General features: G+C 71.0%; 15 protein-coding genes. 6 read left to right on the forward strand and 9 right to left on the reverse strand.

Translation table 11 applies throughout. From position 1 onward, the window contains the following. Window positions 1–44 precede the first annotated feature (44 nt). The 6 genes from ACFYWJ_RS11540 (at window position 45) to ACFYWJ_RS11565 (ending at window position 7,643) form a co-directional block, all read left to right on the forward strand. Window positions 45–815 carry a deoxyribonuclease IV gene (locus tag ACFYWJ_RS11540; RefSeq protein ID WP_355276231.1) on the forward strand — a complete coding sequence of 257 codons (771 nt, stop codon included), beginning with the start codon at window positions 45–47 and terminating at the stop codon, window positions 813–815. Window positions 816–913: 98 nt separating this feature from the next. Further along, window positions 914–1,846, forward strand: coding sequence for a TauD/TfdA family dioxygenase (locus ACFYWJ_RS11545; protein WP_355276230.1), 933 nt, complete (start codon window positions 914–916; stop codon window positions 1,844–1,846). A 150-nt stretch (window positions 1,847–1,996) separates the two neighbouring features. Beyond that, complete coding sequence (locus ACFYWJ_RS11550; RefSeq protein WP_355276555.1) at window positions 1,997–3,202, forward strand: CaiB/BaiF CoA-transferase family protein; 1,206 nt, start codon at window positions 1,997–1,999, stop codon at window positions 3,200–3,202. 163 nt (window positions 3,203–3,365) lie between these two features. Continuing rightward, window positions 3,366–4,280 (forward strand): hydroxymethylglutaryl-CoA lyase, encoded by a 915-nt coding sequence (locus ACFYWJ_RS11555; protein ID WP_355276228.1) that lies wholly within the window; start codon window positions 3,366–3,368, stop codon window positions 4,278–4,280. Window positions 4,281–4,335: 55 nt separating this feature from the next. Continuing rightward, window positions 4,336–5,112, forward strand: coding sequence for an ABC transporter ATP-binding protein (locus tag ACFYWJ_RS11560; RefSeq protein WP_355276227.1), 777 nt, complete (start codon window positions 4,336–4,338; stop codon window positions 5,110–5,112). Between the two features lie 11 nt (window positions 5,113–5,123). Continuing rightward, a complete protein-coding gene (locus tag ACFYWJ_RS11565; protein WP_355276553.1) occupies window positions 5,124–7,643 on the forward strand; it encodes an FtsX-like permease family protein in 2,520 nt (839 codons plus the stop codon). A gap of 40 nt (window positions 7,644–7,683) precedes the next feature. On the opposite strand, the gene ACFYWJ_RS11570 is transcribed toward ACFYWJ_RS11565, so the two are convergent. The 9 genes from ACFYWJ_RS11570 to ACFYWJ_RS11610 all read right to left on the reverse strand — a co-directional run bounded on the left by ACFYWJ_RS11570 (window position 7,684) and on the right by ACFYWJ_RS11610 (window position 20,744). Continuing rightward, entirely contained in the window at window positions 7,684–8,310 is a 627-nt protein-coding gene (locus ACFYWJ_RS11570) for a hypothetical protein (protein WP_355276226.1), read from the reverse strand. Further along, on the reverse strand, window positions 8,307–8,702 hold the full coding sequence (locus tag ACFYWJ_RS11575; protein WP_355276224.1) for a hypothetical protein: 396 nt from the start codon (window positions 8,700–8,702) through the stop codon (window positions 8,307–8,309). Before ACFYWJ_RS11575 ends, ACFYWJ_RS11570 begins: the two co-directional genes overlap by 4 nt. After that, window positions 8,699–10,204, reverse strand: a complete 1,506-nt coding sequence (locus ACFYWJ_RS11580; RefSeq protein ID WP_355276222.1) for a hypothetical protein — start codon at window positions 10,202–10,204, stop codon at window positions 8,699–8,701. Before ACFYWJ_RS11580 ends, ACFYWJ_RS11575 begins: the two co-directional genes overlap by 4 nt. Window positions 10,205–10,220: 16 nt before the next feature. Next, complete coding sequence (locus tag ACFYWJ_RS11585) at window positions 10,221–10,550, reverse strand: hypothetical protein (RefSeq protein WP_355276221.1); 330 nt, start codon at window positions 10,548–10,550, stop codon at window positions 10,221–10,223. Between the two features lie 90 nt (window positions 10,551–10,640). Next, window positions 10,641–12,974 (reverse strand): ADP-ribosylglycohydrolase family protein, encoded by a 2,334-nt coding sequence (locus tag ACFYWJ_RS11590; protein WP_355276220.1) that lies wholly within the window; start codon window positions 12,972–12,974, stop codon window positions 10,641–10,643. 56 nt (window positions 12,975–13,030) lie between these two features. After that, window positions 13,031–14,194, reverse strand: a complete 1,164-nt coding sequence (locus ACFYWJ_RS11595; protein WP_355276218.1) for a VWA domain-containing protein — start codon at window positions 14,192–14,194, stop codon at window positions 13,031–13,033. Between the two features lie 136 nt (window positions 14,195–14,330). After that, window positions 14,331–16,703 carry a DUF5682 family protein gene (locus ACFYWJ_RS11600; protein ID WP_355276216.1) on the reverse strand — a complete coding sequence of 791 codons (2,373 nt, stop codon included), beginning with the start codon at window positions 16,701–16,703 and terminating at the stop codon, window positions 14,331–14,333. 49 nt (window positions 16,704–16,752) lie between these two features. Beyond that, window positions 16,753–17,853, reverse strand: a complete 1,101-nt coding sequence (locus ACFYWJ_RS11605; RefSeq protein ID WP_355276214.1) for an AAA family ATPase — start codon at window positions 17,851–17,853, stop codon at window positions 16,753–16,755. Further along, window positions 17,850–20,744: an SWIM zinc finger family protein gene (locus tag ACFYWJ_RS11610; RefSeq protein ID WP_355276213.1), complete on the reverse strand. Its 2,895-nt coding sequence runs from the start codon at window positions 20,742–20,744 to the stop codon at window positions 17,850–17,852. Before ACFYWJ_RS11610 ends, ACFYWJ_RS11605 begins: the two co-directional genes overlap by 4 nt. Between the last annotated feature and the right edge of the window lie 15 nt (window positions 20,745–20,759).

Below are 20,759 nucleotides of genomic sequence, written 5' to 3' on the forward strand. Positions count from 1 at the left end.
CAACATCCGCCGATGCTGTCGGTGCCGCGGTTTAGGGTGACGTCATGCGCATTGGAGCACACGTTCGCGACGAGAGCGATCCGATCGGCTTCGGCGAGAAGCTCGGCGCCGAGGTCATCCAGCTGTTCGTGGTCGATCCGCAGAGCTGGGACAAACCGCAGCCGCACCCGAAGGCCGCCGAGATCCTGGCCAGCCCGATCGATGTGGTCGTGCACTCGTCCTATCAGATCAACGTGGCCAGCCTGAACAACCGGCTGCGGATGCCCTCGCGCAACGCGGTGGCCCAGCAGGCGAAGGCCGCCGCCGAGCTCGGCGCGTTCGGCCTGGTCGTGCACGGCGGACACGTGCGCTCCGACGCCGAGCTCGATACCGGAATCGACAACTGGCGCAAGCTGTTCGAACGCCAGCAGGACAAGGGCGGCTTCGCGGTGCCGATCCTGATCGAGAACACCGCTGGCGGCAATCACGCGATGGCCAGGCACTTCGACTCGATCGCCCGGCTCTGGGACGCGGTCGGCGACTACGGCGCCGGCTTCTGCCTCGACACCTGCCACGCCTGGGCGGGCGGTGAGGAACTGGTCGGCGTCGTCGAGCGGATCAAGGCCATCACCGGCCGCATCGACCTGGTCCACCTGAACTCCTCGCGTGACGAGTTCGACTCCGGCGCCGACCGGCACGCCAATTTCGCCGACGGCACCATCGACCCGCAGCTGCTGGCCGAGGTCTGCCGCACGGCGGGCGCCCCGGTCATCCTGGAGACCCCGGCTGAGGGAGTCGCCGATGACCTCGCCTACCTGCGGGAGAACCTGGGCTGACGGTTCCGATCACCCGGAGGGAAAACCTGTCTGCCGAACGGAATTCGCGGTGTGCTGGAGGCATACCAACCGTTCCACGACGACAGAGGTGATCTCCCATGACGGTCGACCACGCCACCCCCACCACCCTGACGGTGACCAAGCTCGGCGCCCACATCGGCGCCCAGGTGGACGGCGTCCGTCTGGGGGGTGACCTGGACGCGGCGACCGTCGCGACGATCCGGCGCGCGCTCAACGAGCACAAGGTCATCTTCTTCCGCGGTCAGCAGCATCTCACCGAGGACGGCCAGCACGAGTTCGCGCAGCTGCTCGGCAGCCCGACGACGCCGCACCCGACGGTGACCTCGCACGGCGTCAAGAGCCTGGCCATCGATTCCGAGACCGGCCGCGCCAACTCCTGGCACACCGATGTCACCTTCGTCGACCGCATCCCGAAGGCGTCCATCCTGCGCGCGGAGTACCTACCGAGCTACGGCGGCTCGACCACCTGGGCCTCCACCGTCGCGGCCTACGACTCGCTGCCCGAACCGCTGAAGGCGCTCGCCGAGAACCTGCGCGCCGTACACACCAACGTCTACGACTACGCCGCCCGCAATGTCGAGCCGCTGCGCCCGAAGACCGCGGAGTACCGCGCGGAGTTCCAGTCCACCTACTACGAGACCGAGCACCCGGTGGTGCGCGTGCACCCGGAGACCGGCGAGCGCGCCCTGCTGCTCGGCCACTTCGTGAAGAACTTCGTCGGCCTGTCCACCAGCGAGTCGCAGGCGCTGTTCCGCCTGTTCCAGGACCGCGTCACCCGCCTGGAGAACACCACCCGCTGGACCTGGTCCGACGGCGACGTCGCCATCTGGGACAACCGCGCCACCCAGCACTACGCCGTCGACGACTACGACAACCAGCCCCGCCGCCTGACCCGCATCACCCTCGCCGGCGACATCCCGGTCGGCGTCGACGGCAAGCCGAGCACCGTCCTCGAAGGCAACGCCGAGCACTACTCCATCGTCGAGGAACCGGAACTCCTCGCCAGCTGACAACGGGCAGGGAGGTGACCGGGTGATCCCGCGAGGACATGGGTAACTCCCCCGACCACCTCCCCGCCGTGGCGCACACGACGCGAGCCCGACCACCAACTGCCGAGCTCCCGGACGACACGCTAAGGTCGCGGGGTGGCGGAACAGAATATTCGGCCGTTGGACGGAGTGCGCGTCCTGGAACTCGGCAACTATGTCGCCGCTCCCACCGCCGGTCGCATTCTGGGCGACTTCGGCGCCGAGGTGATCAAGGTGGAGCGCCCGGGAACGGGCGACGAGTTACGCAACTGGCGGCTCTACGGCGGCGACACCTCCATGCTGTATCGCACGGTCAACCGCAACAAGAAGTCGATCGTGCTCGACCTGCGCACCGAGGCGGGCCGGGCGATCGTGCTCGACCTGCTGCGGCACTGCGACGTGCTGCTGGAGAACTTCCGGCCCGGCATGCTGGAGAAATGGGGCCTGGGGCCCGAGGTGCTCGAGGAGGTGAACCCGAAGCTGGTCATCACCCGGATCTCCGCCTACGGCCAGACCGGCCCGATGGCCGCGCGTCCCGGGTTCGCCGCCGTCGCCGAGGCCGTGGGCGGCCTGCGCGAACTCGTCGGCGATCCCGACCGCCCGCCGGTGCGGGTGGGGGTGTCGATCGGCGACTCGATCGCGGGCATCTACGCCGCCTTCGGCACCGTGATGGCGCTGTTCCAGCGTGAGCGGGTCAGCGGCCCGGTGCCGCAGCCCGAGCGGATCATCGACGTCGCGCTCAACGAGTCGATCCTGTCGGTGATGGAATCGCTGGTCCCCGACCACCTCGCCTACGGCATCAACCGGGAGCGGGTCGGCGGCCGGATGGAGGGCATCGCGCCCAGCAACGCCTACCCGACCAGCGACGGCTACAGCATCATCATCGGCGGCAACGGCGATGCCATCTTCCAGCGCTACATGCAGGTGATCGGGCGTCCGGACCTGGCGGCCGATCCCGAGCTGGCCGACAACGCGGGTCGCTGGCGCAATCGGGAACGCCTCGACGCCTCGATCGCGGAGTGGACGGTCGAGCACACCCGCGACGAGGCGCTGAAGATCCTCGACGAGGCGGCCATCCCGTGCGGCCCGATCTACACCGCCGCCGACATCGTGGCCGACGAGCAGTACCGCGCACGCAATATGATCCAGTCGTTCCCCGTCGACGTGGGCGAGCCCGAACCCAAGCAGGTGGGGTTCCCCGGCATCGTCCCGGTGATCGGGGGACAGTCGCTGCCGATTCGCAATGTCGGCCCCGACCTCGGCGAACACACCGCCCAGGTGCTCGGCGAGCTGCTCGGGATGACGCAAGACGAGATCGACGCGCTGGAGGCATCGTGAGCAGGCGAGTACACGGCAGACGCCGCCCACCGGTGCGCAGCAAGTGGGAACAGCGTGGCCCCGGTCACGTTCGCCCGACCGTGCATCCGACGCCGGCCAGCGTCGGTGACAAACCGTGCGGCGGGGTCATGTGCGTGCCCGCCCAGGAACCGGACCAGCGGCGATGACCGCGCCGCTGCTGCGTGATGTCACCCTGCGCGACGGATTGCAGCTGACCGGCAAGGTGCTGCCGACCGAGCAGAAGATCGACGTCGTCCGGCGGCTGCTGGCCGCGGGCGTGCCCGCGCTGGAGATCGGCTCGATGGCCCGGCCGGATCTGGTGCCGCCGATGGCCAACTCGCTCGAGCTGATCGCCGCGCTCACCCCCGACGAGCTGGCGAAATGCTGGGTCTGGGTGGCCACGCCGCGGCACATCGAGAAGGCGGCCGCGGCGGGCGCCCGCAATTTCCAGTACTGCTTCTCGGCGTCGGACGCGCACAACAGGGCCAATATCGGCCGCGACACCGAGGCGTCGGTGGCCGCGATGCCCGACGCGATCCGGCTGACGCGCGAGGCGGGCGGCGAGATCCAGCTGTGCCTGGCCACCAGCTTCACCTGCCCGTTCGACGGTCCCGTCGATCCCGAACGGGTGCTCGGCATCGCCCGCGACCCCCGCACCGAGGGCGCCGCCGACATCGTCCTGGCCGACACCCTCGGCCAGGCGCACCCCGGCCAGGTGAGCGCGCTGGTGACGGCCGTCCGCGACACCACCCCGGCGCGCCGCATCGTCTTCCACGGCCACGACACCTGGGGTATGGGCGTGGCCAACACCCTCGCCGCCGTCGCGGCGGGCGCCACCATGGTCGACGGCGCGCTCGGTGGTCTCGGCGGCTGCCCGTTCGCGCCCGGCGCGAGCGGCAACACCGCCTCCGAGGACATCCTGTTCGCCACCAGGCCGGACTGGTTCACCCCGGCGTCGCTGGCGAGCCTGGTCGGCCTCACCGAGGAGCTGCTCGCCGACCTCGGCGAACCGAATCGCTCCCGCGCCGCCGAGGGCGCGCGGTCGGAGGCGGCGGCGTTCGAGTGGGTCATCCGGTAGGTATCGGGGGGATCCCGGATGGCGCGGTTTCCGGCGGACAGACAGACTGGACACCATGACTTCGCACGCCATGGGCACCGAGGCCGTCGACGCGGCGGCCGACACCGAGATCGCGGCCGCCGCACAAGACCTGGTCAAGCTGTACGGATCGGGAGACACCCAGGTCACAGCCCTGGATGGAGTGTCGGCGAACTTCGCCAAGGGTGAGTTCACCGCGATCATGGGGCCCTCCGGTTCGGGCAAGTCCACGCTCATGCACTGCCTGGCCGGGCTCGACAGCGCCAGCGCGGGCCAGGTCCGCATCGGTGACACCGCGTTGACCGGGCTGTCGGACAAGCAGATGACCGCGCTGCGCCGCGACCGCATCGGTTTCGTGTTCCAGGCGTTCAACCTGGTGCCCACGCTGACGGCGCTGGAGAACATCACGCTGCCGCTCGACATCGCGGGCCGCAAGGCCGACCAGGAGTGGCTCGACACCGTCGTCAAGCGCCTGGGCCTCGGCGACCGGCTCGACCACCGGCCCTCGGAGCTGTCGGGCGGTCAGCAGCAGCGCGTCGCGTGCGCGCGCGCCCTGGTCGGCAAGCCGGAGATCATCTTCGGCGACGAGCCGACCGGCAACCTGGACTCGCACTCCTCCGGTGAGGTGCTCTCGATCCTGCGCGCCTCGGTCGACGAGTTCGGCCAGACCGTCGTGATCGTCACCCACGATCCGCGCGCGGCCGCCTACGCCGATCGCGTCGTGTTCCTCGCCGACGGCCGGATCGTCGACGAACTGCGCGATCCGACCCAGGATTCCATCCTCGACCGGATGAAGGCGCTGGAGACCAAGTGAGCACGAACCCGATGCGCAAGGTCGCCTTGCGCAATCTCGCCGCGCACAAGGTGCGCCTGGCCCTGACCCTGCTGTCGGTGGTGCTCGGCACCGCCTTCATCTCCGGGTCGTTCGTCTTCACCGACACCCTGCAGCGCACCTTCGACGGCATCTTCGAGGGCCAGGCCCAGGGCGTCGACGTGCGCGTCGGCCCCAAGGACCAGCAGTCGCTGGGCCTGCCGACCAATATCGTCGACGCGCTGGCCAAGACCGAGGGTGTCGACCGGGTCGCCCCGGCCGTCAACGGCCCGGTGGTGCTGCTCGAACCCGACGGCAAGAAGGCCGTGCAGACCGGTGGCGCGCCGAGTTTCGGCCTGTCCTACCTGCCGCCGGAGCAGTCGGTCGAGGAACCCAACACCTTCGTCGCCGGTGGGCCGCCCACCCAGTCGGGCGAGATCGCGCTCAACACCAGCGGTGCCGAGAAGGCCGGGCTGAAGGTCGGCGACAAGACCAAGGTGCTCGTCCCGTCCAAGGGCGACCCGTTCGAGGTGACGCTGACCGGCATCTACGAGATGCCAGGCACCGAGGGCGGCGGGGTGGTCGCGGTGATGTTCACCGAGCCGCAGGGCCGCAAGCTGTTCACCGACGGCTCGCACGTCGCCTACGCCGATATCGCGGCGTCGCCGGGTGTCTCGGCCGACGACCTGCGCGACAAGCTCGCCGCCGGCCTGCCCAACTACAAGGTGCAGAACGCCGACGAGGTCCGCGAGGACATGAAGAAGCAGGTCTCCGAGGCACTCACCTTCATCAACTACTTCCTGCTCGCCTTCGGCGCGATCGCGCTGATCGTCGGCACGTTCATCATCTACAACACCTTCTCGATGATCGTCGCCCAGCGCCTGCGTGAGCTGGCGCTGCTGCGGGCGATCGGCGCGAGCCGTCAGCAGGTGGGCCGCTCGGTGGTCGTCGAGGCCGTGGTGATCGGTGTGATCGGCAGCGTGCTCGGCCTGATCGCGGGCATCGGGCTCGCGTTCGGTCTGTCCGCCCTGCTCAACGCCTTCGACCTGGGCCTGCCCACCGGATCGCTGACGGTGCTGCCGCGCACCGCGATCGTGGCGCTGCTGGTGGGCCTCATCGTCACCGTCGCCAGTGCCTACGCGCCCGCCCGGCGGGCCGCGAAGGTGCCGCCGGTGGAGGCGATGCGGTCCGAATTCGCCAGCGCCGGTGACTCGCTGCGCATTCGCACGGTGATCGGCGCGGTCATGGCCGTCGCCGGTGGCGTGCTCGTGTACCTCGGCGCCCAGGGCACCGGCAAGAGCGCGGCGGTGACCGTCGGCATCGGCGCGCTCGGCCTGATCCTGGCCGTCCTGCTCGCCGCGCCCGCGCTGTCGCGGCCGATGGTGCTCGTGCTCGGCGTGCTCACCCGCCCGTTCGGCGCGATCGGCCAGATGGCCCGCAACAACGCCGTGCGCAACCCGCGCCGCACCGCCGCCACCGCGTTCGCGCTGACGCTGGGCCTGATGCTGGTCTCGGCGATCGGCATCCTCGGCGCCTCCGCGAAGACCAGCGTCAGCGTGCTGATCGACAAGGGCGTCGAGGCCGAATACGTGCTCGCCGGTCCGCAGATGATCGGTGTGCCGATCGGCGCGGTCGACGCCGTGCGCACCGAGGTGCCCAGTGTCAGTGATGTCACCGGCATCCGGGTGGTCGCCTTCAAGGTCGGCAAGGAACAGATCGGCGCCACCTCCCCGGACGGCCCGATCGACCCGGTGATGAACATCGACCTGCTCAGCGGCTCCACCACCATCGCCCCGAACGGGCTGCTCGTCGATGAGAAGGAAGCCACCGATCGGGGCTGGAAGGTCGGCGACAAGGTCGGCATCACCAGCCTGGACAACAAGCAGCTCGAGCTGACCGTCGGCGGCATCTTCGCCAACTCGCCGCTGCTCGGCCCGATGGTCGTCGACCCCGGTGTCTACGAACAGCTGATGCCGCAGAGCCTGCGCACCAACATCTACGTGCTGGTGAAGGCGGCGCCCGGCACCGATCTCACCGCCATGCGGGCGAATCTGGAGAAGGCCACCGAACCGTTCGTCGTCGTGCAGGTGCAGGACGCCGAGCAGTTCAAGGGCGCCCAGGGCCAGCAGATCAACACCCTGCTCGCCATCCTCTACGGCCTGCTCGCCCTGGCCGTGGTGATCGCGGTGCTCGGCATCATCAACACGCTGGCCCTGTCGGTGGTCGAACGCCGTCGCGAGATCGGCATGCTGCGCGCCGTCGGCACCCAGCGTTCCCAGGTCCGTCGCACGATCTACCTGGAATCCATGCTGATCGCCATCTTCGGCGCCATCGTCGGCCTGATCCTCGGCATCGCCCTCGGCGTCGGCTTCCTGCGCACCCTGCGCGACCTGGGCATCGACCAGATCACCATCCCGTGGTCGCAACTGGTCACCGTCCTGATCGCCTCCGGCGTCGTCGGCGTCCTTGCCGCCGTCTGGCCCGGCGTCCGCGCCGCCCGCACACCCCCACTGGCTGCCATCGCGGACCTGTAGGAGTCGTGGTCGGACCGGGCCCCGTGCGGGACCGGTCCGACTACCACGTGCGTTGCAGAACTTCCCGCGCGACCAGCGCGGTGAGAGCTTCCGCGGTGGTGAACGGGGTCGGCCGGGTCCAGAGGAAGTGCTGGTCCTCGGCGTCGATCCGGACGACGACGATCCGATTCCGGTCGAGCACGGTCAGCGCCACCTCGGTGGTGCCCGACTTGTCGACGGTCCGCTGGCAGGACGCGGGCCCGGGGAAGCCGTCGACGGAGCGAATCTCGAAAGGCGGCAGAACACTCGGCATTTCGCGATGCATCTCGAAGTACCGCAGAGCTCGGTCGGCGCTGTCGAATCGGTAGGCACGCCAGCCGATCGCTCTGCTGTCGATGCCGTCGGCCCCCGCCAGCTGGTCCCAGTCACAGGAGAAGTCGAGATCGGGTGCGTTGCGATCCGGCGAGGCGTCGAACAGCTCGAAATCCCGGAAATTGTGCGTACGAGTCTGCGCCAGAACGGATTCGGGTAGCTCACACACCGCAGGCGGGGTCTGCCCGGATGCCGGGGTGCCCTTGGGGGCCTGCCCGCTGCGATACGTCACCACACCCCACGCCAGCGCGGGTACCGCGACCGCAACGACCACGAGCCCGGCGATCACTCGGCGCCGGCCCGTCGACGCCGTCACAGCGACAGTCCGGTTCGCCGCCGATCGACGGTGCGCAGCGCGAGGACAGCCGCGACGGCGTCGAGCCAGCGGGCGAACAGATCGTCGACGGCAATGGCCGCCGGAACCGTCGCCGCGGCGTCGAGCCAGGGGCGCAGCACCGCGCTCTGCCGCGGATCCGGGAGCGGATCGGACAGCGCGGCGGCCGATGCCGTGCCGCCCGCCGCGACGACGCGGGCCAGGTAGGCCACCGCGCGAGGAGGGGTGAGCAGACGGTCCAGCCGCACCGCCGCGCCCACCGCACCGATTCCGAACAGTTCGGGGTGGCGGGCATCCGGTGTGGTCAGTCCGTCGATCAAGAGCCGGCTGATGTCGGTCGCGGTGGCCTCGACGTCGGTGTACTGGGTGTTCATCGGGGGAGGGTCACGCCTTCGAGCTGATTGGGCACCTTGCCCTTGCCGTCGGTGGGCAGGTTGTCGATTTTCCCGTTGACGAAGTCGTCGGCGCTGATCCAGCTGACCACGCCCCACGGGTTGTACACCTGAATTCGGTCACCATCGTGGCCGATCACCATCATCTGGTGGCCGCCGTCGCTGTCGCGCGCCTGGAACGGGACCGGTGATCCGTTGTCCACCGCGCTGTAGATGTCGTCGAGGATGTCGCGCCGGGATTGCGTGTCATCGAGCTCCACGTGCTGGTAGTCCTTGCCGGTGTACGCGCCGATCTGCTCGTCGGCGATGAACTCGCCCTCGTCGGTCTGCATGCCCTCCTTGCCGAAGAACTGGCCGATATCGCCGATGATGCTGCCTTCGTCGCGGCCGTGGTCGTAGAGGGTGGCTTGTTCGTCGCGGAGCCGGGAGAGGAAGGCGTCCTTACTGGTGGAGGCGGGGTCGCTCGGATTGTTCCGGTGGTCAGCATCAGGGTGTACGAGGGATCGATCATTGCCCGAGCCATCACCGTCGACGAGGCGACACAGGTGGGATATCCGCCCTGGGTCCAGCTGCCATCCTGGTAGCTGGCCGAAAATGGTGCTGTCGGAATTGGTGAACGGGGTCAGATGCTCACGTAGCCAGGTCGTATCGTCGCCGTAGGGGTGGATCGTATTCGCGAACTGAGTGAGTTCGTCGGCGCTGTGGCCGGCAGCCAGCGTCTTCATCAGGTACGCGCGTTCCTGTGGCGATTTGGCGTTCGCCAGCAGCTCGGTGACCTTCTGCCGGTCGGTGTCGCTCATCTGGTCCAGTCGAGCCGCCGCCCGGTCGGCGGCATCGGTGGTGAGAATGATGTTCTTGCCCTGCGCGCCGTCGCCGGTCGACGTCTCGGCCAGGACCATCCGGTCCGAATCGGACAGATTGCCCGAGTCCATCACCGCGGCCCTGGCTTGCGCGGTGAGCGCCCGCAGGTCCCGCGCGGCATCGGTGCCCGCGGTCTCGGCCTTGGTGATCGCGGACAGTAGTAGCTCGGCGGCGCTCGTTCCGTAACTTTTCGCCGTCATCCAGTCGCTGTCGTCGCAGGCTTCGATCGCGCGACGCAGCGGATCCTGCGCGTCGGTGTGTGATTGTTTCGCGGTGGTGATCCCCTCGGCGAGCGTGGCCAGAATCGTGCGCGCCCGGCCGAATACCGCAGCGGCCAGTTCCACGTCTTCCGCCACGGCGACCACCACGTCACCCGCGACATTGGCGGTGCGACCGACCCATACCTCGGGCAGCTCCCGCGCCGAGGCGTTGGCGACGTCGAGAGCGGCCAGATCGGTCGGCCCGGCCGCTTTCCCGTAGCCATCCGAGAGCTGGTCGATGGTCTCGGTGTTGCCTTTCGGCGCCGGGACACCGGCCAGACTCGCGACCGCGGCCGCCACCGTCATCGACGACCCGATCTGCAACTGGGCCATCGCTTTGCCGATTGTTTCGAGATCGGACATCGTTGCCTCGCTCCGCCTAGCTGTCGAGCGCCGTGCCGTGCATGAAGGACGTGAAGTCGCTCGACCAGGTCACGTCCTTCTGTGAGTAGGTCGAGGCGGCCGTATCGAACTTCGCCCCGACTTCGTCGAGGGCACCCGCGTGGATGCCGAGTTCCTTGGTCCACGCACTGTGGAAGGCGGTGTAGGCGGTGAGGGTATCGGCCGAGCCGAGCGCATCTTCGCTGGCGCACGGCAGCGTCTGGATTCCCTTGCCGATCACGCGAAGATCGGCGGCGCGATCGTAGAGAAATCGGGAAAGTGCTTGAATCCCAGCTAGATCCGCTGTGAAACCGTCGTAATTCGTCATCTGTCCCCACCCTTGGACGCGGCGTTCCGGCCGCAGGTGGCCCACTGTAGCCCGAGGCACCCGCCGTAGCCAACGGGCGATGTGACTCGGCTAGGCCGGGTAGCGGTCGAACCAGTCCGGGGTGGGCTGGCCGTGGTCGTCCTGCGGTGGGGTGAGGCCGAATTCGGTGCAGTAGTCGGTGGCGAGGCGGTCCAGGGCGGCGCGGGCGTCGACGGTGTCGGACCAGCGGTGGGGGAGGGCGGTTCGGCCGTAGCGGGCGCCGAGGAGGCTGCCCGCGATCGAGCCGGTGGCGTCGCTGTCGCCGGAGTGGTTGACCGACAGCAGGAGTCCGGCGCGGACGATGTCATGCGCGGCGCCGCCCCGGAATTCCGCGGCGAGCACGGCGAATACGGCGATGGCCAGTGCCTCGGGGCCGACCCAGCCCTGGCCGAGGGATTCGACCTCCTCGGGGGTCGGTCCGCGGCCGGTGCGCGCGGTCGCCTCGGCCAGCGCGACCGCCGCGTCCAGGGCGGCCGAGGTTTCCTCGTGCTCGGGATAGGTCGCCAGTTCGGCCCGGGCGCGGGCGAGCGCCGTCGTGGTGTCGTTTCCCCGGGCGAGCTGATAGACCAGCGCCGACAGGGTGCCCGCCGGCAGCCAGCCGCTGGGATGGCCGTGTGTCAGTGCGGCCGCGTCGCAACCCAATTCGAAGATCGCCCCGGTGGCCGCGCCGGAGCGATCTGCGGCGTACCCGAATCCACACGGTGCCGCGCGCATCACCGCACCGCTGCCCTTGGACTGGTTGATCGGCTGCCTGCGGGTGCCCAGCGGTGCGGTCGGCGCGCGTCGCGCCGCGGCCTGCCGCAATGCCGTGTACACCGAATTCGCCACGCCCCGTTGCTCGATCAGTTCGGGATGGCCGCTGAGTGAACTGTGCAGCGCGAACGGCTGGTCGGGCAGGTCGACCACCTGGCCGCGCAGCCAGACGAGCATGCCCTGCTGGAGCAGGCCCATGGTGGCCCCGCCGATGCCTTTGGCCCTGGCCCGCACCGAGCCGCGGATCAACGCCTCCACGGTGAACGCGGTCAGCTGCGTCTCCTCGGAGATCCGCAGTGGATCGGCGTCGGTGAGGCCGTCCGGACCGTACTGGTCCCGGATCTGGCGCAGGGTTCTGGTCTCGATCGGGGCCCCGAGCGCGTCACCGACCGCACCGCCGATCAGGCAACCGTGCACCGCGTTCAGCCAGACCGAACCGGCGCTCGCCACGGCGTCGCTGCTGCGGTGCGTGTGTTCGCGTCGGGGCGCCTGCTGTTCGGGGTCGTGCCGACCGGGAACCGGTGTGCGCGAGGTGGCGCCGGGGTGTCGCGCCGGGTGCCGGATGTCGATCCGCGGCCTGCCGTCCGCGGAGGTCGCGCCGCGTGCGGTCGGCTCGGACCGGCGGGCGGCCTCCGCTGCGGCGTTCCGCCGGGACTGCGGCGCATCGGTGTGGGCCACCGGTCCGGCGCCACGGCCACGGAAGTCGGTGCCGGATCGGTGGTCCGGCGCGTGACCGGTGGACAGGGCGGTCCGGGGCGTGGCCGAGGACCCGCCCGGCGCGGCAGTCCCTCGGCGCGTGAGGGATTCGGTGAGGGCGGCCGCGAAATCGGCGCAGGTGGGGAAGCGCCGCGCCGGGTCCTTGGCCATCGCCTTGGCCAGGACCGCGTCGACCGCGGGTGACAAGGTGGACCGCCGGGTGCTGGCCCGCGGGGGCACGGCATTGAGATGGCCGAGCATGACGGTCGCCGGGTTGGGGGCGTCGTAGGGGCCGCTGCCGGTGAGCAGCCGGAAGACGGTGCACGCCAGGGAGTACTGGTCGCCGCGGCCGTCCAGGGGCGCGCTGCTGAGCTGCTCGGGCGAGGCGTAGGCGATGGTGGCGGTGAACTGGCCGGTGCGGGTGAGGCCGCCGGTGTCGTCGAGGAGCTTCGCGATGCCGAAATCGGTGAGCAGGACGCGTTCGTCGAAGCCCGCGCCGACGCCGGCGGTGCGGGAGAGCAGGATGTTGGCCGGTTTCACGTCCCGGTGCAGCACGCCCTGGCGGTGCGCGTAGTCCAGTGCGCTCGCGGTCTGGGTGACGACCTGGGCGATCCGCTCGCTCCCGAACTGCGGCACCGGAACCGCCGCCGCGTCGACGCCGTCGACGAACTGCATGGCGATCCACAGCCGGTCCTCGTCCACGCCGCGGTCGTAGACGGTGATGATGTTCGGATGGTCCAGCTGCGCGACCAGGTCCGCTTCGCGCTCGAACCTGGTCCGGATCTCGAAGTCGGTGAACAGGTCACGGTGCATGAGCTTGAGCGCGGTCAGCCGGGGCAGCCGCCGGTCGCGGGCCGCGTACACCGCGCCCATCCCCCCGCGCCCCAGCTCCCGCTCGATGACGAACCCCGCGAACACCTCCCCGCGCCGCAACATCGCCTCACCCCGTTCACCGAACCCGATCGCTTCGCAGCCTAGCGAAACTCGCGGTGCTACACGGCGGGAGTGTTGGTGTCGGCCCAGTGCGTGAGGTCGCCGCGGTCCAGGGCGACCGCCAGCAGATCGGGGAATTTGTCCGGCGTGCAGGCGAAGGCGGGGATGCCGAGCGCGGCCAACGCGGCGGCGTTGTCGTGGTCGTAGGCGGGCGCGCCCTCGTCCGACAGTGCCAGCAGGACCACCACCTGGACGCCGGCCTCCTTCATCGCGTTGCACCGGCGCAGCATCTCCTCGCGCACGCCGCCCTCGTACAGATCGGAGATGAGCACGAACAGGCTGTCGGTGGGCCGGGTGATCAGCGTCTGCGCGTAGGCGATGGCGCGGTTGATGTCGGTGCCGCCGCCGAGCTGGGTGCCGAACAGGACGTCGACCGGGTCGCTGAGCTGGTCGGTGAGGTCGACGACCTCGGTGTCGAACACCACCAGCGAGGTCTTCAGCGAGCGCATCGAGGCCAGCACCGCCCCGAACACCGAGGCGTAGACGACGCTGGCCGCCATCGAGCCGGATTGGTCGATGGCCAGCACCACATCGCGCTGAATCGACTGCGCCTTGCGCCCGTAGCCGACCAGCCGCTCCGGCACCACCGTGCGGTGCTCGGGCAGATAGTTGGCGAGGTTCTTGCGGATGGTCCGGTCGAAGTCGATATCGCGCAGTTTCGGGCGGTGGGTGCGGGCCGAGCGATTGATCGCGCCGGTGACCGCGGCGACGGTCTTGGCGGCGATGCGCTGCTCGATCTCGCGCACCACCTTCTCGACCACCATCCGGGCGGTGGCCTTGGTGGTCTCCGGCATCACCCGGTTCAACCCCATCAGCGTGCCCACCAGGTGTACGTCGGGCTCCACCGATTCCAGCAGTTCGGGTTCGAGTAGCAGCTGGGTGAGGTTCAGCCGCTGCACGGCGTCGCGCTGCATCACCTCGACCACGGTCGCGGGGAAGTAGGTGCGGATGTCGCCGAGCCAGCGCGCCACGCGCGGTGCCGAACCACCGAGTCCGCCGGACCTCTTCGTCGATCCGCCTGCCTCACCGGTGTTGTAGAGGGCGCCGAGGGCCTGGTCCATGGCCTGGTCGGGGCCCGAGGACAAGCCGCCGAGCTGTTCCTCCGCGGCCTGGCCGAGGACGAGTCGCCAACGGCGCGAATGGGTTTCGTCGTTACCGGTCACGGCAGCAGCTCCAGGTGTTCGAGCGGAATTCGTCGGGATGCCGGTGATACCCGGGCCGCAGCTCGGATCTCCGGCGGTGTGCTGCACCGGATTCGGCGGGCGGCGGCGAGGACCGCACCGTGGGCCGGTGGCGCGGTCATCCGGCGGCGCCCAGGATCGCGGCGGCGGCGCGCAGGGCCGCCTGCCCTCGGGCCGGGTCGATGGGGGTCGCGCCGGTGGCCGCGGCCGGTGCGGAACCGGTATCGCGCAGGGCCTGGCCGATGGCGCGGCGCTCCCCGGATTCGAAGGAACCGAAGGTGCGGCGCAGCAGCGGCAGGGTGGCGACGAACTGGTCCTCGGTGAGTTCGCGGAGCCACTCGTCGATGCGGCGCAACAACTCCCGATCATGGACGAGGAGCAGGCCGCGCCCGCCGAGGAAGCCGTCGATCCAGGCGGCCTTGGCGGCGGGGGTGTTGCCGACGGACAGGGCGGCGGCCAGGCGGCGGGCCGAGTCGGCGTCGTCGATGCGTTCGGCGTCGCACAGCAGGCGGACCGCGCGGCCGCTGATCGCGCCGTGCACGTCGTCGCGGTCGGCGATGCGATGGAGCGTGGCCAGCCATTCGGTGGTGGTGTGGTCGTCGTCGCGGGTGCTGATCGCGGTGTGCGCGGCATCGATCTGGGCGCGCAGCGCCTCGGCCGCGTCGGTGTCGAGGCCGGTGACCGCGCCGGGCAGCCCGGCGCAGATCCGCACCAGCAGGCCGTCGGCGACATGGGCCAGCGCCTTGGTGTCGGTGCCGCGGACGTCGCCGTAGCGCAGGGTCCTGGTCAGGCCGGGTAGCGCGCCCAGCAGATGGGTGACGTCGTGGTCGAGGGCGGCGGCCGCTTCCAACCGGGTGATCAGGCCGTCGGTGGCGCCGCCCAGATCGGCCAGCAGCGCGGTCTCCAGCGCGTCGGCGAGTTCGGCGACGGTGACACCGTCGCGGCTCGCGGTGTCGAGGATCTTCGCCTCGGCGGCGGTGCGCAGCGTGGTGCCCCAGACCGCGGCCTCGACGATGCGGACCTCGAATTCCGGTTCCCAGCGCAGGGTCCAGGTCTCCCGGAAGGTGCCGGTGTTGCGGACCTCGCCGACGGTCGGCGTGCCCCAGTCGACGCCGAGCAGCCGCAGCCGGTGCAGCAGGTGCGAGCGTTCGACGTCGCGCTCCTTGCGCAGGTCCAGATCGACCGTGCGGGCGAGGGCTTCCTGCTTGAGCCGCAGGGTCTTGCTCCGCGCCCGCAGATCCGCCGCCAGCGGCACGGTCGGGGTGTCCTCGGGGACGCCGCCGAGGGTCTCGCCGACGACGAGTTCGTCGATCACCAGCCGCAGCATGGTCTCGTCGCCACCGCACATCACCGAGCGCACGGACTCGGTCACCTCGGACAATCCGGCCAGCGGGCGCCCGCGCAGCGCGGCCAGCGTGTCGGCCAGGCGCACCGACTCGATGATGTGCGCGCTCGACACCGGCAGATCGTGCGCCCGCAGCACGCCGGCGACCTTCGTCAGCCACCGCGCGACCGGTCGCTCGGTCTCGGTGAACAGATGGTGATACCAGCCCGGTGAGGTGACCCCGGCCCCGTACCCCGAACCCGCCGCCAGCCGCGAATGCGTCCACGGCACCCAGGTCAGCGCGGTCTTGATCTTCGGCAAGCCCTTGAGCAGCCGGGCGTCCGGTGCGGCCGGTCCGAGCGCCCCGTCCAGCGCGGGCGCGTGCCAGGCGCCGCACACCACGGCCAGCCGCTTCGCGCCGTCCTTGAGCGTCTGCCGCATCACCTGCCGCATGTAGGCCTCGCGCCGCAGGGTGTGCTGATCGACGACCAGCGGTGCGAACGCGGGGTCCTCGGGACCTGCGGGAAGGGGAGCGCCCGATCCGAGCGAAAGGACGTCCGGTGATTCCGCTGTGGCCGGGGCAGGCGGCGGCGAATCATCGCGCAGGGCGGACATCGCTTCGGTGATCGCGTCGAAAGCCGCACTGTCCGGCACGGATTCGACGACGGAGTCCCACCAGCGTTCGGCGTCGTCGTAGCCCGCCGCCGACGCGAGGGCGGCCAGGGGGTCGGTGCGGTCGCCGCGCGAGTCGTCGTCGGCGGCCAGCACAGTCGCGGCCGGGAGATCGCAGAAGCGCACGGGCACGGCGTGTTCGGCGCCGTAGCGCATGGCCTGCCACTCCGGGGAGAACACCGCGAACGGCCAGAAGGCCGCCCGGGCGGGGGAGTCCGGGACGTAGGCCAGCAGGGCGACCGGCGGACGCATGGTGTCGGCGGCGACGAAGCCGACGAGGGGGTCGGCGTCGGCGGGGCCTTCGATGAGAATGGCGTCGGGGCCGAATTCCTCGAGCGCCTGGCGCAGCGATCGGGCCGAACCCGGCCCGTGGTGGCGGATGCCGAAGACTCGCGTCACCGCGGCGTCCTCCGCGCCGGTGGGTGGCCGTCGGCCCGGGTCCGGGTCGGGCGTCGTGTCGGCCGAGACGCTCGTGTCGTCGGTCTGTCGATTCATCGAAAACCCCATGTGTGCGGTCTGGTCCGTCCTCCCCGTCGGTCCGGCGTCAGTGCGAGATCTCGCGGCAGGCGCGGTAGAAGTCGGCCCAGTCCGGGCGTTCGCGCACCACGGCCTCGAGGTATTCGGTCCAGATCACCGAGTCGGCGACCGGGTCCTTGATCACCGAACCGAGGACGGCACCCGCGATATCGGAGGCCCGCAGCACGCCGTCACCGAAGTGCGCGGACAGGGCGAGCCCGTTGGTGATCACCGAGATGGCTTCGGCGGTGGACAGCGTGCCCGAGGGCGACTTGAGCTTGGTGCGCCCGTCGGCGGTGATCCCGGAGCGCAGTTCGCGGAATACCCGCACCACCCGGCGGACCTCCTCGGCCGCGGCGGGCACGGTCGGCAGTTCCAGTGCGGCGCCGAGCTGTTCGACCCGCCTGCTGACGATGGCGACCTCGGAATCCTCGTCGGCGGGCAGCGGCAGCACCACGGTGTTGAAGCGGCGGCGCAGCGCCGAGGACAGGTCGTTCACGCCGCGGTCGCGATCGTTGGCCGTGGCGATCACGTTGAAACCCTTGGCCGCCTGTACTTCCGCGCCCAGCTCGGGCACCGGCAGGGTCTTCTCGGACAGGATGGTGATCAGCGCGTCCTGCACGTCGGACGGGATGCGGGTCAGCTCTTCGATGCGGGCGATGGCCCCGGTCCGCATGGCCGTCATCACCGGCGAGGCGACCAGCGCGGCGTCACTGGGCCCCTCGGCCAGCAGCCTGGCGTAGTTCCAGCCGTACCGGATCGCCTCCTCCGCGGTCCCCGAGGTGCCCTGCACCAACAGTGTCGACTCCCCGCTGATGGCGGCCGAGAGATGTTCCGACACCCAGGTTTTCGCGGTACCGGGCACCCCGAGCAGCAGCAGGGCGCGATCGGTGGCCAGGGTCGCCACGGCCACCTCCATCAGCCGTCGCGGCCCGACGTACTTGGGCGTGATGACGGTGCCGTCGTCGAGCGTGCCACCCAGGACATAGGTGACGACCGCCCACGGCGAGAGTCGCCAGGACGGCGGCCGTGGCCGATCGTCGACGCGCGCCAGCGCGGCCAACTCGTCGGCGAAGGCCTGTTCGGCGTGCGGACGCAGCAGGGTGGTTGCCGGTTCGGTGGTGGTCATCGCAGCTCCTCGAGCATGGTCGCGCGGTCGGTGAGGTGGTGGGCGAGTCGGTGGAAGGCCTGTTGCCAGGCGGGGTCGTCGGTGCTGTCGGCGAGCGCGGTGACGCGCTCGGCCAGGTCGACGGGCAGGTGCACGCCCGCCGCGGTGATCAGGGCCCGGTCGGCGTAGACGCCGGCGTTCGCGTGTGCCTGGCGGGAGGTCGTGCGGGCGCGTTCGCCGAGCAGGCGCACGACGTGGTCGGCGACCGGGCGCGGCCAGGGATGGTCGAGGCCGGGCAGGATCGCGTGCAGTTCGGTGAGCTGGTGGGCGTCGAGGTCGAGGACGTGCTCGATCCGGTCGGTGGCGTCGAGCAGGGTGAACAGTTCGCGGCGGCGCAGCACGGCCTGTTCGGTCGGGGTGGCGTTGGCGAACAGCGCACGGGCCCAGGTGGTGTCGCGCTGGGCGAGGGCGGCGTCGACCCAGCCGTCGACGATCGCCTTGGCGTAGCGCGGCGGCAGGGTCAGGGTCAGCGCGGCGGTCGCGGTGGCCGCTCCGGTGGCGCCGACGAGCGGTTCCCACGCGGTCAGCGGGGTCGCCGCGATCGCCTGGTGCAGGGTCTTCAGCGTGGAGTCCGGGGTGTCCCAGCGCAGGGTGGCCTGGTCGGTGCCGTCGGTGATGCCGTCGCGCCTGGCCTGCGCGTCGACCGTCGCTGGCACCGCGACCTCGACGGTGCCGTCGGCATCGACGCGCAGCCACGCCGACACCAGCGCCGCCATCCGCTGCCCGAGCGCCGACCCGGGCAGCCGGGCCAGCAGGCCTGCCGCGGTGCGCCGGACGTCGCCGCGGCGATCGTCTAGTGCGCGCTCGAGCAGCGGCTCGTCGGCGAGACTCGACCCGTCGACGAGGAGCGCGAGCAACTCGGCCTTGATCGGGCCCGATTCCTTGGCCCACGCGGCACGCAGCACCTCGAGCGCGGCGGCGGGATCGGTGTGGCGCAGGCGCGCCAGCCAATCCTTGCGCTCGCCGGGCGCGCCGAACAGCCAGACATCCTGCGCCCCGGGTGTTCCGGTGACCTCCTCGGGCGCGGCCCGCTCGACCCGATCCACCGGGAACGAGTCGAGCAGCGTCGACCACGCGGGGTTCCGCGCCGCCAGCCATCGGCCACGCCGACCGGCCAGCCGCAGCAGCGGACCGCGCAGCTGGACATCGGCGGCCGCGGTGAGCGCCTGCACGCACAGCACATCCGGCAGCCGGTAGTCGAACGGCGCCGCGGCGGTGAACCATTCGGGCAGGAACGCGGACTTCTCGGCGAGCAGGCGGCTGAGGCGCTCGGCGGCCTGCCGGGGCAGCAGCGGGCGCGCGTCGTCGGGCGCGGGATCCGGCTTCGGCGCGGTGCCCGGCATCCGGCCGCCGCGCAGGTAGAGGTCCTGGAGGGCGGCCGCGTCGAGCAGCCGAACCGCCGGTTCGCCGGAGCGCTGCGGCACCACCGCCGTCACGGCGTCGGCCAGCTGGACGCCGTCGGCACTGCGTCGGGCCGTGCCGAGCAGCGCGACCGAAACCAGTTCGGCCAGTTCGGGAGTCGGCGCCGACTGCGTGGGGAACTCGGTCTCCAGATCGGTGACCTCGCCCGCGCTGAACACCGAGACCGGATCGAACCCGTCGGCGCGCCACTCGCCGGTGACCGTCACCGGATGACCGCCCGCCACCGCGAACAATCGCCACGGCCGCACCCCGGCGGGCAGCGGCAACGCGGCGCCCTCGGCGTCGACGAGGTGCCAGCCGTGCTCGTCGAGCACCGGCACCACGCCGGCCAGCAGGGCGGGCCAGGCCCGCAGCCACGGGTCCTCGCCCAGGGCCGCGGCGTAGGCGTCGAGCGCGTCGCCGATGGTGACGCCGCCGATCGCGGGCACGGTGGTGAACGGCGCGGGGACGCCGTGCCGGGCGCCCCACTGCACGCGCAACGGCGCGGCGCCGGGGTAGTAGTGCAGATCGGCGTCGACCTCGTGGCCGGGCGCGGGGACCTCGCCGGTGAAATTCGGTGTGCCGAAGGAATGTTCGATCAGGACCGCCCAGCGCCCGCTGCCGCGGCCGCGCAGCCAGGTGCGCCGGGTGTGCAGGCGCTCCTCCTCGCTGACCCGCATGCCGAGGACCAGCCAGCGGTCCCGCACCGCGGGCTCGGCCAGCACGGTCTCGGCCTGGGTCGGATAGCCGACATGGGTGCGGATGCCCGCCCGCAGCGACTCCGGGACGGCATCGATGGTGCGGTGGGCCAGCACCAGCAGATGCAGCCGGGCGTACTCGCGCAGCAGCAGCTCGGGCCAGTGCTCGGTGGTCACCACAGCGGCGGGCAGGCGGCGCAGCGTCGCCGCGACGCCGGGCGCCTGGGCATCGACCATGCGGGCGGCGATCGCCTCGTACGCGGCGAACGAGCGGTCGGTCTGGGCCAGCCCGGTCCGGATCTGGTCGGTGAGCCACACCTCCAGCTCGGTCAGGCCCGCCGAGACCCTGGCCCGCCGTTGCTCGACGGTCGCCGGCGACGGTGTGGCGGCGGCCTTGGCCCTGGGCGGTGCCGCCGCCTTGGCCGCCCGGCCCGCCAGCCACTCGGCGGCGAACTCCGCGGGCGCGTCCTGCGTCGGCACCGCGCCGCCGGACCAGCTCAGCAGCAGCGACAGCGCGTGCTTGCACGGAAACTTGCGGCTCGGGCACGAGCACTTGTACGCGGGCCCGGCCAGGTCGACGATCGTCTGATAGGGCTTGGACCCGCTGCCCTGGCACAGACCCCACACCGCACTGCCCGCGCTGCCGGTCGCGCGCCAGCGACCGGCCAGCTTGCGCGCGGCAGCCAGTGAGCTCGCGTCCGGCGCGAGTGCGCGGACCTGGTCCTCGGTCCACGGCGCCTGTTGGTCGGTCATCGCCTTCCCCCGTTC

The sequence above is a fragment of the Nocardia sp. NPDC003269 genome, assembly GCF_042888005.1.
Lineage (GTDB): Bacteria > Actinomycetota > Actinomycetes > Mycobacteriales > Mycobacteriaceae > Nocardia.

Excerpts from the sequence above, each read along its gene's own strand:
- ACFYWJ_RS11540 (WP_355276231.1), top strand. The coding sequence starts at position 45 with ATGCGCATTGGAGCACACGTTCGCGACGAGAGCGATCCGATCGGCTTC.
- ACFYWJ_RS11545 (WP_355276230.1), top strand. The coding sequence starts at position 914 with ATGACGGTCGACCACGCCACCCCCACCACCCTGACGGTGACCAAGCTC.
- ACFYWJ_RS11555 (WP_355276228.1), top strand. The coding sequence starts at position 3,366 with ATGACCGCGCCGCTGCTGCGTGATGTCACCCTGCGCGACGGATTGCAG.
- ACFYWJ_RS11560 (WP_355276227.1), top strand. The coding sequence starts at position 4,336 with ATGACTTCGCACGCCATGGGCACCGAGGCCGTCGACGCGGCGGCCGAC.
- ACFYWJ_RS11565 (WP_355276553.1), top strand. The coding sequence starts at position 5,124 with ATGCGCAAGGTCGCCTTGCGCAATCTCGCCGCGCACAAGGTGCGCCTG.
- ACFYWJ_RS11575 (WP_355276224.1), bottom strand. The coding sequence starts at position 8,702 with ATGAACACCCAGTACACCGACGTCGAGGCCACCGCGACCGACATCAGC.
- ACFYWJ_RS11580 (WP_355276222.1), bottom strand. The coding sequence starts at position 10,204 with ATGTCCGATCTCGAAACAATCGGCAAAGCGATGGCCCAGTTGCAGATC.
- ACFYWJ_RS11585 (WP_355276221.1), bottom strand. The coding sequence starts at position 10,550 with ATGACGAATTACGACGGTTTCACAGCGGATCTAGCTGGGATTCAAGCA.
- ACFYWJ_RS11590 (WP_355276220.1), bottom strand. The coding sequence starts at position 12,974 with ATGTTGCGGCGCGGGGAGGTGTTCGCGGGGTTCGTCATCGAGCGGGAG.
- ACFYWJ_RS11600 (WP_355276216.1), bottom strand. The coding sequence starts at position 16,703 with ATGAATCGACAGACCGACGACACGAGCGTCTCGGCCGACACGACGCCC.
- ACFYWJ_RS11605 (WP_355276214.1), bottom strand. The coding sequence starts at position 17,853 with ATGACCACCACCGAACCGGCAACCACCCTGCTGCGTCCGCACGCCGAA.
- ACFYWJ_RS11610 (WP_355276213.1), bottom strand. The coding sequence starts at position 20,744 with ATGACCGACCAACAGGCGCCGTGGACCGAGGACCAGGTCCGCGCACTC.